The 12,862-nt window shown below is 66.6% G+C and carries 6 protein-coding genes; 2 read left to right on the forward strand and 4 right to left on the reverse strand.

Going from position 1 to position 12,862, the window contains the following annotated elements:
- Positions 1 to 3 precede the first annotated feature (3 nt).
- The gene (locus ACIBK2_RS43945) at positions 4 to 6,909 is read right to left on the reverse strand and encodes an amino acid adenylation domain-containing protein (RefSeq protein WP_396976910.1); all 6,906 of its coding nucleotides are present in this window, start codon (positions 6,907 to 6,909) and stop codon (positions 4 to 6) included.
- Positions 6,910 to 7,298: 389 nt separating this feature from the next.
- On the opposite strand from ACIBK2_RS43945, the gene ACIBK2_RS43950 reads away from it, so the two are divergent.
- Together ACIBK2_RS43950 and ACIBK2_RS43955 are read left to right on the forward strand one after the other, a co-directional pair.
- Positions 7,299 to 8,522 carry a cytochrome P450 gene (locus ACIBK2_RS43950; protein ID WP_396976912.1) on the forward strand — a complete coding sequence of 408 codons (1,224 nt, stop codon included), beginning with the start codon at positions 7,299 to 7,301 and terminating at the stop codon, positions 8,520 to 8,522.
- 42 nt (positions 8,523 to 8,564) lie between these two features.
- The gene (locus ACIBK2_RS43955; protein ID WP_396976913.1) at positions 8,565 to 9,713 is read left to right on the forward strand and encodes a CaiB/BaiF CoA transferase family protein; all 1,149 of its coding nucleotides are present in this window, start codon (positions 8,565 to 8,567) and stop codon (positions 9,711 to 9,713) included.
- Between the two features lie 44 nt (positions 9,714 to 9,757).
- Here ACIBK2_RS43955 and ACIBK2_RS43960 read toward each other — a convergent pair whose 3' ends face one another.
- The 3 genes from ACIBK2_RS43960 to ACIBK2_RS43970 all read right to left on the reverse strand — a co-directional run bounded on the left by ACIBK2_RS43960 (position 9,758) and on the right by ACIBK2_RS43970 (position 12,809).
- Positions 9,758 to 10,069 carry a hypothetical protein gene (locus ACIBK2_RS43960; RefSeq protein WP_396976915.1) on the reverse strand — a complete coding sequence of 104 codons (312 nt, stop codon included), beginning with the start codon at positions 10,067 to 10,069 and terminating at the stop codon, positions 9,758 to 9,760.
- A 730-nt stretch (positions 10,070 to 10,799) separates the two neighbouring features.
- Positions 10,800 to 11,228, reverse strand: coding sequence for an ASCH domain-containing protein (locus ACIBK2_RS43965; RefSeq protein ID WP_396976917.1), 429 nt, complete (start codon positions 11,226 to 11,228; stop codon positions 10,800 to 10,802).
- A gap of 9 nt (positions 11,229 to 11,237) precedes the next feature.
- A complete protein-coding gene (locus tag ACIBK2_RS43970; RefSeq protein WP_396976919.1) occupies positions 11,238 to 12,809 on the reverse strand; it encodes a sugar porter family MFS transporter in 1,572 nt (523 codons plus the stop codon).
- Positions 12,810 to 12,862 lie beyond the last annotated feature (53 nt).

Raw genomic sequence — 12,862 nt, forward strand, 5'->3', positions numbered from 1 at the left:
CTTTCAGCGGAGAAGTTGAGCGTCGGCAAGGCGTTGCAGGTCGTCCCGGGAGTCGATCTCGGCGGGCGGCAGGGCGTCGGGCAGGTGGTCTTCGAGCAGGCGCAGCCGGGTGTCGAGCCAGCCGCGCATCGCCCAGGCGAGTTGCAGCAGGCCGCTGAGCACGACGAGCAGCGCCAGCCCGCGGCCGGGACCGACCCCGATGAGGTGGCCGACGGTGTCGGCGAGCGGGCCGCCGGGTTCGAGCAGCGGTCGCACGTAGCGTTGCGCGATCGGGCCGACCAGCAGGTAGCCCAGCGGCATGGTCAGCATCATCACGGTGATGAAGATGGACAGCACCCGGCCCTGCAGTTCGAAGCCGACCTTGGTCTGCACCACGGCGATCCAGTGCCCCTCGGCCAGCGATTCGCCGAAGGTCAGCAGGAACATACCCGCGATGACGAAGATCGGAGAGCTCCCCGAACCGACGACGGTCATGCCGAGGCTGCCGATGCCCATGAAGATGATCAACCCGTTGGTCCGGCGCACGGTGCCGCCCCACAGGCCCATCACCAGGCTGCCGGCCAGGCCGCCGAATCCGCCCGCGCCCAACGCGATTCCGAGCACCGCCGGTGACTGTTCGATCAGCAGCATCGGGGTGATCACGGCGAAGCCGAGGGTGTAGAACGCGTGGTCGATGACGAAAAAGCGCAGTGCGGCCCGCATTCCGGGGCGCCGGGTGATGTAGCGCCAGCCGTTGACGATCTCGCTACGGAACGTCTCCTCCCGGCGGTGGAACATCAGATTCGGGAACCGGACCAGCAGCAGGGTCAGCACGCCGACGGTGAAAGTCAGCATGTCGAGCAGGATTACGCCCGCGATCCCGATCAGCCCGATCAGTCCCGCCCCGAGCATCGGCGCGAACACCAGGCCCACACCGACACCGAGTTGGCTGATGCCGTTCGCGTGCCCGAGATATCGCTTGGGCACGAGTTGGGCGACGGCGGCCAGGTACGCGGGCCGCTGGAATGCCCCGGCGATCGAGGTGACCGTGACGGCCAGAAATATCTGCCACAGTTGCAGACCGCCGGTAAAGACCAGCGCCGCAAGGACACTCATCGACACCGCGGCAGCGCCGTCACTGATCAGCATCACCCGGCGGCGGTCCCATCGGTCCGCGGCGGCACCCGCTATCGGGCTGACCAGGATGCCAGGCAACAGTCCGATCGCGTTGACGACGGCGAAGTCGGTGATCGACCCGGTCTGCTGGAACACCCAGATGCTGAGCACGAGGGCACTGAGCCCGCTGCCGACCATGGAGATGAACTGACCGAGCGCGACGAGTGCGAACTTGGACAGGCTGGGTGGTGGTCCTGCGGCCGGAATCGGCACGGGTGCAACGGGTTCGGTGTCACGCTCGGCGAAGTCGACCAGCGCTTGGGCCAATGGCTCGGCGTGGCTCTTCACGAAGAAGTGCCCGGCTCTCGGTAGTACGGCGAGGTCGAGTGGGCCGTCGGTGAAGTGCTGCCATTCGTGATGGCGTTCCGTGTAGTGCTCGGTGACGCGGTCCTTGGCACCGACCACCGCGAGCACCGGCGCCCGCAGTGGGGTTTGCGGGTCGATGTACGCGGCGGTGAAGTACTCCTCGGCATCGCGGGCGTCGTGGCGGACGTTGCGTAGCACGAACGCCTGCTGTTCCGCGTCCTCGATGTCGACGAACCCGCCGCGACCACGCAGATAGGTCAGGTACTCACGATCGGAGGTGAGCCGGTCGGTCGGCACCAGGCGGTAGAACCAGTCGAAGAACCGGCCGGGCAGCCGTGCGGTGGGGAACCCGGCGCCGAGGGCGACGCCGACCAACTCGATGCCCGCCGCCTCGGCCTGCCGGGCCAGCTCGACGGTCAGCGCGACGCCGAGGCAGTGGCCGTACAGCAGAATCGGTCCGGCGATCGCGGGCAACTCGGCCAGGATCAGTTCGGCGACTACCGTGCCGGGCAACAACTCCTCGTCCGGCCTGGCGCGGTCGTGACCGGGCAATTCTGCCGCGTACAGCGCCCAGTTCGCGGGCAGTGCTTCGGCGAGTGGCTGATAGGCGACGGCGCTGCCACCGGAGTATGGCACCGCGACCACCGTGATGCCCTCGGTGGTGGCGTCGATATCGGTGAGCCGGTGCAACATTCGGCGTTCGGCGGGCCGACCGGGGGAGCGGCCGTCGAGCAACGCGGCCAGCCGCCGGACCGTCGGATATTGATAGAGCTCGATCAGTGCGGGCGCGGGCTCGAGACGTCGAATCACCTTCAGTGCGGCGAAAGAGTCGCCGCCGAGCGCGAAAAACGTGTCGTCGATACCGAATTCGGCAACGCCGAGCACCTCGCCCCACACCGCCGCGATCTGCAACTCGGTCGCGGTCCGTGGTGCGGGCCCGGTCACCGATCCGAGGTCGTCGGGCGGTGCGGGCAGTCGAGGCCGATCGAGTTTCGCGTTCGGCGTCAGCGGCAGCGCGGCGAGCGTGAGCACCCGCGCGGGCACCATGTGCGTCGGCAACTCGGTCGCGAGCGCCTCGCGAATCGCGGCCTCGTCGGCGTCGGTGCCGTCGCGGGTGACGACGTACCCGATCAACCGGGCCAGCCCGGATTGCGGCGTGTGCATGGTGACCGCACAGCCCACCACGTCCGGCAACGCGCCGAGCGCGGCCTCGATCTCACCGATCTCGACCCGGTAGCCGTTGACCTTCACCTGCCCGTCGAGCCGGCCGAGAAAGTCGACCTGCCCGTCGAGCCGCCAGCGCGCGGCATCACCCGTGCGATACATCCGCGCGCCCGGTTCGGCCGCGAACGGATCGAGCACGAATCGCTCGGCGGTGAGTTGGGGCCGGTCGTGATATCCCGGTGTGACACCCGCGCCGCCGAGGTACAGCTCGCCCACGATGCCGGCGGGCACCGGCTCGCGATAGGAGTCCAGCACGTAGACCTGGTTGTTCGGAAACGGCCGGCCGATCGGCAACGGGGCATTGCCGGGCAGGTGATCCACCGCTCCCGCGAACCACACGTTGTCGACGCTGACCTCGGTGATGCCGTACGCGTTGACCACCGAGTTGTCCGGTCCGACCAGCCGCCGCGCCAACTCGTATTCCCGGACCCGCCACTCCTCACCGCCGCCGATCAGCAGGCGGACGAAATCCAGCCGCTCGCCGATCTGCTCGACATGGGTGAGCAGCGTGCGCAACACGGCGGGCACGAGTTCGGTGCACTGCACGACTTCGTCCCGCATCAGCGCATACAGATCGGCGGGATCGAGCAGCGTCTCCCTCGGCACGATCACCAGCCGGCCGCCGGTCGTCAGCGCGCGCAGCGTCTCGCCGACGAACATGTCGAACGAGAAGCTGGCCGCCTGCTGATACGTCCATTCGGGGCGCAATTCGTAGGCGTGCCGCCACATCCCGACCGCGTGCACCAGGTTGCCGTGATTCACCACGACGCCCTTGGGTTTGCCGGTGGATCCGGAGGTGTAGATGAGGTACGCGGGGTCGTCCGCGGTGTTGCGCAGCGGCAAATCGCTACTGTCGTCCGGGGTTTCGCCGACCAGATACTCGGCGTCGACGACGAGCGTCGCGCCGCAGTCGGCGAGCATGTAGTCGAGCCGCTCCCGCGGATACGCCGGGTCGAGCGGCACATACGCCGCACCGGCTTTGAGCACCGCCCACATCGCGACGAACAGCTCGAAACCACGATCGAGGCAGATCGCCACCCGCTCGCGCGGCGCGACACCCTCGGCGCACAGCCGCCGGGCGAGCCGGTTGGCCCGCCGGTTCAGCTCGGCATAGCTGATCGTGTCGCCACGGAAGGTCAACGCCGGAGCATCCGGAGTTGTTGCGGCACAACGCTCGAACAGTTGATGCAGTGCCGTCGCGTCGAGCTGGGGGAGTGCGCTGTCGTTCCATTCGTGCACGATCCGACGGCGTTCGACATCGGTGAGGATGGGCAGCCGGGCCACCGGCGTGCCCGGCTCGGCGACGGCTGCGGCCAGTACGGTCAGCAGGTGGCCGAGCAGGGCCTCGATCCGTGCGGCGTCGAACAGCTCGGTCGCGTAATCGATGCTCAGCACGGCACCGTCGGCCGGAAAATCTAGACCGACGGCCAGGTCGACCATCGTTGCGGCAGGGGCGATTTCACCCGCGTACCGAACGGTGCGGTCGCCAGGCTGCGGCGTGTTGTGCACGGTCAGCATGACCGGACTGACCCGGTTCCGGTTCCCGCTGCCCGGCCGGGCGAGAGCGTCGATCAAGTTCGGCAAGGCCAGGTCTTGATGATCCAGGTCGAGCAGCACCGCGTCGCGGACCCGGTCGAGCAGTTCGGCGAACGACGGCTCGCCGGAGATGTCACCGCGCATCGGCAAGATGTTGAGTAGCGGCCCGACCAATGATTCCAGGCCACTTGCGGTCCGGCAGGCGACCGGTGCCAGCACGGTGATGTCGGTTCTGCCGGTGTAGCGGGACAGCACGGCCTGCAAACTTGCCAGCAACGCCATGAACAAGCTGGCGCGTCGGCTCTGCGCGTAGGTGCGCAGCCGATCGAGCAGTTCGGGGTCGATGTGGGTGGAAACGCGTGCCGCAGCGAAAGATCGGGCCGCCGGACGCGGGCGATCGGCGGGCAGTTCCACGTCGAGATCCGCGCTTGCGAAACGGTCGCGCCAATACGCGGTCAGCGACGCGTCGGCCTTCGCGGCGGTAGCTAGGGCGGCCAGGTCCGGCAGCCGCGCGGCCGCAGGCAGCTCACTCTCGACGCCGGTGCGAGCGGCCTCATACAGCTGTGCGAGCTCATCGCCGACGATGCCCGCCGACCACCCGTCGAACGCGAGGTGGTGCACGACGAGCACGACCTCGTCCGAATCATCACCGCGAACCAGGAACGCTCGCGCGATCGGACCGTGTCGCAGATCGATGCCGTCGGTCTCCGGCGCGGATTCGATCAGCGGGATCGTCGCGTCCGGATCGATCACCATGCTCGGTTCCGCGCCGTCGTCCACGAAGCGGGACCTGAGCAACGGATGACGACGAGCGAGCGCGACGAGACCACGGGCCAACGCGTCCGCATCGACGCGACCGTGCCACCGATACCGGATGCCGAGCGCGTGCGCGGGCAGCCCGGCGCACACCTGCTCGGCCACCCAGAAATCGCGCTGCAGTGGACTCAGCGGCAGTGGCACGTTCTCCGGCAAGCCTGTGATTCGCCGGGGCTCGGCGGGTGTGTGCCGACCCAGCCGAGCCGCGACAGCGGCAACGGTGGATGCCGAATACAACTCGCGCAGTGTGAGATCGACACCGTGCTCATGGCGGAGAGCGGCGCTGAGGCGTACGGCGCTGAGCGAATCACCACCGAGCGTGAAGAAGTCGTCGTCGGGCCCGCTGACCGGCACACCGAGCAGCGACTCCCACAGGGCGGCGATCTTCGCCTCGTCCGCGCTGCCTGACCACGAAACGCTGTGGGCCTGAGCGGGTTCCGTGGCCGATGCCAGCGCCGCACGATCGATCTTGCCCTGCGGAGTGAGCGGAAACCGCACGTGCCGAACGAGATCGGCGGGCACGAGGTAGGCGGGCAAGGTCTCCCGCAGCGCCGCTCGTACCGCCGCCAGGTCGGTGTCGGGCTCGGTCACGACATGACCGATCAACACCGAGCGCTCGGTCCGCTGATCCACCAGCACCACGGCATCATCGATCGCCGGGATCGCCCGCAGCGCCGCCTCGATATCGCCCGGCTCGACCCGGAAGCCGCGAATCTTCACCTGATCGTCGAGCCTGCCGAGGAATTCGAGCTGCCCGTCGCACCAGCGGACGCGGTCACCGGTGCGGTACTCGATACCGTCGGGCCCCGGCCGGAATCGCTCGGCGGTGAGCTCGGGCCGGTTCAGATAGCCCTCGGCGATCGTGGACCCGCCGATCAGCAGTTCACCGATCGACGCCAGATCGCCGTCGGCGTCGACGACGCGGCAGGTCACCCCGGTCAGCGGAGTGCCGATCGGCACCACCTCGCCCGCCCATCGGGTGAGGTCCGCGACGGTCGCGACAACCGTGGTTTCCGTTGGCCCATAAGTGTTCAGCAGTCGCGTCGCACCGCCGACCGCGGTCTGCCAGCGGCGCACCGCATCTGGCCGCGCGGCCTCGCCGCCGATGATGGTCAGCCGGACCGTCGCGGGCAGCGTGGCCTCACCTCGATCGAGCGCCGTGACCAGCTCATGCCAGTAGGCCGTCGGCAGGTCGAGCACCGACACCCCCAGTGCCGCGCAGCGGTCCAGGAACAGATCGGGCCGACTGATCATGTCTTCGTCCCGAAGCGCCACTGCCGCACCACAACTCAGCGCGGGAAAGAGTTCCTCGATGCTGGCGTCGAAACTCAACGACGCGAACTGCAGCACCCGATCATCGACCCCGAGCCCATACCGATCGATGGCGGCCGCACAGAACGCCGCGAGCGCCCGCCGGGAAACCAGCACACCTTTCGGCCGCCCGGTGGTTCCCGAAGTGAAGATCAGATAGGCGGCATCGGGCTGCGGCACACCGTCGTCCAACGCGACGACACCGTCCTCGGTGACCAGCGCTGCTGGCCGGGCGTCGTCGATCATCGCGTCCAGTCGGGCCGCCGGATACGCCGGATCGAGCGGCACATACGCCGCCCCCGACCGCAGCACGGCCAGGATCGCGACGATCGCCGCACGGCCGCGCGGCAGCTGGATGCCCACCAGATCGCCGACCCGAACCCCGTTGGCGCGCAAGCGCTCCGCGAAGTCCTCGATCAGCTCGGCGAGCTCGGCATACGTCACACTCCCGTCGCCGTCGATGAGTGCCGCCGCTCCCGGCTGACGACTCACCTGCCCAGCAAAGGACTGCCACATCCCGTCTGTCACATCGGATCGGAATGCCTCACCGGCAGCACTCACCGGATCTCCTCGCCTCGGTCGAACTCCGGGGCAGATGTTATGGGTCCGGCGACACGCCGTGACGACGGCGGAAAGCCGCGATGATGTTCCGATGATGCCCGATTACCGGAATGACCGGGCCAGCCGGACTTTCGGTGGTGGCGGGTAGGGCGCCGATGATTCAACGATGATGGATCAGAGCTTGATGTTCATCAGATGTATGCGAAAAGTATGGTGCTGCAAAGGGGTTCGGGCTGGTCGCGAAGATACCGCGCCGACGGCCCGGTTGATCCGTTGGCGACCAGCGGGATAGGGCGGTCATTTCGGTACGGTGGTTGAGGTGAGGCCTGCCGTCGGCGGCCCACGGGTGGGCGCGGTCGATCCCGGTCGCGATAAGCAGGGAGGGCAGCATGGCAGACATCGAGGCGCAGGACCGGATCGAGACGGCGGGCGCGGACTTCTTCAAGGACCCGCAGGTGTATTACCGGCGGTGGCGCGAGCGAGGTCCGGTGCTGCAGGTTCAGTTCTCGCAGGGCATGCCGGCGTGGGTGGTCATCGGGTATGCCGAGGGGCGGGCGGTGCTCGCCGATCCGCGCATGCACAAGAACGTGGCGGGGATCTTCGAGGTGGTTCGTCGGAAAGATCCGACCTTGAAACAGGATTCGCAGTCGCTGACACTCAGCGGCCACATGCTCAACAGCGATCCGCCCGAGCACACCCGGCTGCGCAAGATGGTGAACAAGGCCTTCACCACCCGCCGGGTGGCGGCGCTGCGGCCGCGCATCGAAGAGATCACCGCCGGATTGCTCGATCAGATGGCCGAGCAGGACGAGGTAGACCTGGTGGCGGCCTTCGCGACTCCGTTGCCGGTCACCGTGATCTGTGAACTGCTCGGCGTGCCGTTCGAGGATCGGGAGGACTTCCAGCGGTGGACGAAGGTGCTGGTCGGGGTGGGCAGCGGGATGGAGGAGCGCACGCGGTGCACCGCCGAGATGTCGCAGTACTTGGCGGAATTGGTGCAGACGAAGCGGAGCGAGCCCGGCGATGATCTGCTGTCCGGTCTGACGCACGCGCGCGAAGACGGTGACCAGCTCTCCGAGGAAGAACTGATCGCGATGGCGTTTCTGCTGCTGATCGCGGGACACGAAACCACCGTGAATCTCATCGCCAGTGGCACGTATGCGCTGCTGCGCAACGAATCTCAGTTCCGTGCGCTGCGGGAGGACCCGGCGGGCGTGCCCGCCGCGGTGGAGGAATTCCTCCGCTTCGGCAGCCCGGTCGACTGGGCCACCGTGCGCTACACCACGGAGCCCGTACTGGTCGGCGACACCGAAATCCCGGCTGGCGAGTTCATCTACGTCGCCCTTGCCGCCGCGAACCGCGACCCCGCCCGCTACCACGACCCAGACAACCTCGACCTCACCGGCGACCCCTCCGGCCACCTGGCCTTCGGCCACGGCATCCACTTCTGCGTCGGCGCCCCGCTGGCCCGCGTAGAAGCGGAAATAGCGTTCACCGCACTCCTGCAACGATTCCCGAACCTGTCACTGGCCCCGCAGACCGAGCCTTTGCAGTGGCACCCCAGCCTCCTCATTCGAGGTCTCGTCACATTGCCTGTCCGGTTGCGCGGGTAGGCGGCAACTCCGTCCGAATCCGCCCGTGGTGGAGTGTCGGGTATGGCGGACGACAAACGAACGGTAGGTGCCCTGTCCGGGATCGTGGTCGCGGACTTCGGGCGGATTCTCGCTGCGCCGTATTTGACCATGTTGTTGGCTGATTTGGGGGCTGAGGTCATCAAGGTGGAGCGGGCGAGTGTCGGGGATGACACTCGGGGGTGGGGGCCGCCGTTCGTGGCGGGGCAGGCTACCTATTTTCAGTCGGTGAATCGGAACAAGACGTCGGTGGCGTTGGATTTGCGGAGCGCGGAGGGGCAGCGGTACGCGCGGGAGTTGGTGCGGCGGGCCGACATCGTGGTGGAGAACTTCCGGCCTGGGACGATGGCGAAGTTCGGATTGTCCTATGAGCAGGCTCGGGGGCTCAATCCAGGGGTTATCTACTGCTCGTTGTCTGCGTTCGGCGCGGGTAAGGGTGCTGAATTGCCGGGTTACGATCTGCTGATTCAGGCAGCGGGTGGGTTGATGAGCATCACGGGGGATGGGGAGCCGACGAAGACCGGCGTCGCTGTGGTCGATGTGCTCGCGGGACTGCATGCGGCGGTGGGAGTGCTTGCGGCGCTGCGGCATCGGGAGGTGACCGGCGAAGGGCAGCTGGTCGAGGTGAATCTGCTGTCGAGTCTGCTGGCGGGCATGGTGAACCAGAGCACGGCTTATGCGTTGGCCGGTGTGGTGCCGACCGCGCTCGGCAACCGGCATCCGTCGATCGCGCCGTATGAGGTGTTTCCTACCGCGGACCGGCCGCTGGCGGTGGCGGTGGGCAGCGATGGGCAGTTCGTCACGCTGTGCCGCGCCATCGGTGCCGAGCAGCTGGTCGACGATCCGCGATTCACCGACAACACCGCACGGGTCGCGCATGTCGAGGTGCTGGCGGCGGAACTCGGCGCCATCTTGACGACGAAGCCTGCGGCCGAGTGGGAAACGCTGCTCACTCCGCTCGGCGTTCCCTGCGGGCCCGTCAACGACATGGCAGGCGCGTTCGCGCTCGCCGACCGGCTCGGGTTGCAGCCCCGCATCCCGTCGGAGACCGGTCTGCCGCCGCTGGTCGCGAATCCGATCACGTTGTCACGTAACCCCGTTCGCTATGCCAGCGCGCCGCCCACACTCGGGTCGGGTACCGATCGAATCCTCGCCTGGCTGGATGAGGCCTGAACGATCATTTAGTGCCCGTGGATGTTCCGCGATGACCCCGGAATTCAGTTCGCGCTGACGGCAACCGGAAGACGAGCCGCCATCCGCCGCGCCAACAGGATCACCACGTGGGCCCGCAGCATCCCGATCGTGCCCGCGCAGGTGTCCGCCCGCGCCATGGCCATGTAGTCGTGCACGTTCTCCGGATCGCTCAGGAGCTCGTCGAGTTCCATTCCGGCCCTGGCCTGTTCGAGGGTGAGGGCCCGATCGGGCAGCCAGCTCAACCGCCACACCGCCCGGCCTCGGTCGGCGACGCGGGAGGCACGTTCCGGACTGGCGTCACTGGTGATCGACCACTCGGTGAAGTAGAGCGCCATGACAAACTCCTCTTGGCAGCATCGTCGAATTCGCAGCGCTGATTCATCTTTCGCGCGCGCTGTCGACAGACGGGAAGCTCGAGGCGAGCAGCCTTATTCGGTCTATCTCGTCGGTCTCGACAGATTGTCGATCCCAGACCCAAGGTAGAACCTGGCGACGCAATACACGAGCCCTGTGGCGCATTCTAAAAGCGAGTTCAGGTGCCGTTAACTGGCATGTCACGACCGATCACGGACCGGTCACGCACAGATCATGGTCGACCAGGTGTTATGCGTAATCTGTCGGCGTTCTGGGTGGTTGCAGGTCGTCTTCGGAGCTCATCGACCTGGCGTGTCCGTCCGTCAGAGGCCTGCGAGAGACGTCGCTCAGCTTGGTTACGAGCCGCTGCCCACCTGGTATTAGCCGTCAAGTCGCCGAATGATCTGCGATCGGTTCCGATGTGTATGTAATCGGATTCTCCGCACATCCCGAGTAATTAGACCATTGCGATAAGAATAGGGCGAATTGGATTTCGATGTTATCGGCTATTTCGCTTACCCGGAGCCGGGGAGGGTGACGGAGGCGCGGTAACCGCGGTGAGCAGGGTGACGATCTCGTCGAGGCTCATCAGACCGGTGGCAGACTGAGTGCCCGGAACACCGCGACAACTGTTGCGGCGGTAGCGCTGAACCGCTGTGGGGACTGAAGCGCCGTCATTAAGGGGCGGGACGAGACAGCGGGGGTGGCTGGTCACCGTAGGTCGGTGATGAGGCGGAAGCGTTGCAGGATGACGATGGTTTCGTCGTTGACGGTGAAGGTTTCGTCGTCCATTGAATGGCGCATTTCTGGGCTGTGCCAGTAGGTTTCGTGGGCTGCTCGCCAGTCGGTGAGGGTGGTGAAACCTTCGCCCTCGTCGATGGCGTGGGGGAGGTCGACTTCTGCGAGTCGGGTGAGTCGGACGTCGGTCACTTCGATCACTGCGACTCGGCGGTCGTTTGAATCGACCACTGCGGCAAGGGAACCGACTTCCGGTAGGGGGTCGCCGCAGTGCTCGTAGTCGGCGAGTATGCCGGTGGTGGAGGTTTTCGAACCGTTGAGGATTGCGGCGACGAGTTGGTCGCGGATCGGGCCGGGGAACGCGAACTCGGCCTTCGGGAGTGTGGTCGGGTCGGTCGTCATTCGGTGACTCTATGTGGGCGCGGGCCATGAATGGACCGGGTTCTCGGATGGGGAAACGTCGACTTGGCTGCTGATGTTTCCGCGTAAGGGCATGAAAGTTCCGTTGCGGAGGGATTGTTCGATGTCTTCGAGGGAATGGCCCTTTGTTTCGGGGACGCAGAAGTAGACGAAGACCAAGGACAACAGGTTGAAGACGGCGTACATCACGAAGGCGGGGCCTAGGCCGAGGGCGTCGATGGTGGTCAGGGCGGTGAGGGTGAGGATTAGGTTGGAGCCCCAGAGGGCTACTGCGTGGAGGCTGGTGGCGCGGTCGCGGATGCTCAGGGGGTAGAGCTCGGAGCCGAGTAGCCAGCCGACTGCTTGGAGGCCGGCGGCGTTGCAGGCCATGTAGGCGAGCATCAAGGTGAGGGTTAGGAAGCGGTTGGGGTGGGCGGTGAGGATGAAGAGTAGGCCGAAGCCGAATAAGAAAAAGGTCGCGCCGGGGATGAGCATGAGCATTAGTCGGCGGCGGCCGACCTTGTCGACGAGGCGTTCGCCTACTGCGGTGAAGATGAGGTAGACGGCGGCGATGCCGAGGCCGGACCAGACGACCAGGCCGGTGCTGAAACCTGCTGCGCTGCCGAGGATGGTGTGCGAGTAGTAGATCATCATCTCCAGGCCGGAGAGCTGGGTGAAGGCGGCGATGCCGAGGCCGGCGACGAGGGCGGGGCGGGCCCAGCGTTGGGTCAGGTTGGTCCAGCCGCCGCGGGATTCCTTCTGTTCCTGTTGCGAGATGGCCCAGATCTTCAGCGTTTCGTCGACGGCGGCCGTGCGGTTCGGGCGCATCCAGCGCAACACCACCCTGGCCTTGCCGACCGTGCCGTTGTCGATGAGCCAGCGCGGTGTTTCGGGCAGCTGCAGCATCGCGGCGGCGAGCACGAGCGCCGGGATCACCGCGATGCCGATCATCCAGCGCCAGCTTTCGCTGGCCTGGAAGGTGTTGTCGGTGGCCGCGAACACGCTGACCAGGTTGGCGAGGAAGATGCCGACGCCGATCGCGATGTTGAAGAAGGTGACCATCGCGCCACGGCGGTGCGGTGGCGCGAGTTCGGCGATGTAGGTGGGCACGATCTGCGAGCAGGCACCGACCGCGAGGCCGAGGAAGAGCCGGCAGGCCGTCATCATCCAGGCGTCGACCGCGAGCGCACACGCCACGACACCGACGGCGAAGACGCAGGCGATGATGAAGATGGTCTTGCGGCGCCCCAATGTCTTCGACAGCGATCCGCCGATGAGCGCGCCGATCACCGCACCGGCGAGGATCGCGGCGGTCAGGATCTCCTGGCGGGAGTGGTCGATGCCCCACTGCGCCGACATCTTGGGCAGCGCGCCGGAGATGATCCCGGTGTCGTAGCCGTAGAGCATGCCGCCCAGCGCGGCGAACAAGGCCACGATGACGACATTGCGGTCGGCGCTCTGGTTTTCGTCGTCCGTCGGTTTCTCGGGTGCGGAGACGACCATCTCGTAGCCATCGAGGTTGCGACGGCGCAGCCGCGGAATGAAACTCCTCCGCCTGGCTATTGTCGTATTCTCGGTGGGCATCGTTCCAGTGGATAGCGCTGGCACAGGCTGCGCAAACTAAGCGGTCTTGTTTG

The sequence above is a fragment of the Nocardia sp. NPDC050175 genome (genome assembly GCF_044459885.1).
Classification (GTDB): Bacteria; Actinomycetota; Actinomycetes; order Mycobacteriales; family Mycobacteriaceae; genus Nocardia.

Excerpts from the sequence above, each read along its gene's own strand:
- ACIBK2_RS43950 (WP_396976912.1), top strand. The coding sequence starts at position 7,299 with ATGGCAGACATCGAGGCGCAGGACCGGATCGAGACGGCGGGCGCGGAC.
- ACIBK2_RS43955 (WP_396976913.1), top strand. The coding sequence starts at position 8,565 with ATGGCGGACGACAAACGAACGGTAGGTGCCCTGTCCGGGATCGTGGTC.
- ACIBK2_RS43960 (WP_396976915.1), bottom strand. The coding sequence starts at position 10,069 with ATGGCGCTCTACTTCACCGAGTGGTCGATCACCAGTGACGCCAGTCCG.
- ACIBK2_RS43965 (WP_396976917.1), bottom strand. The coding sequence starts at position 11,228 with ATGACGACCGACCCGACCACACTCCCGAAGGCCGAGTTCGCGTTCCCC.
- ACIBK2_RS43970 (WP_396976919.1), bottom strand. The coding sequence starts at position 12,809 with ATGCCCACCGAGAATACGACAATAGCCAGGCGGAGGAGTTTCATTCCG.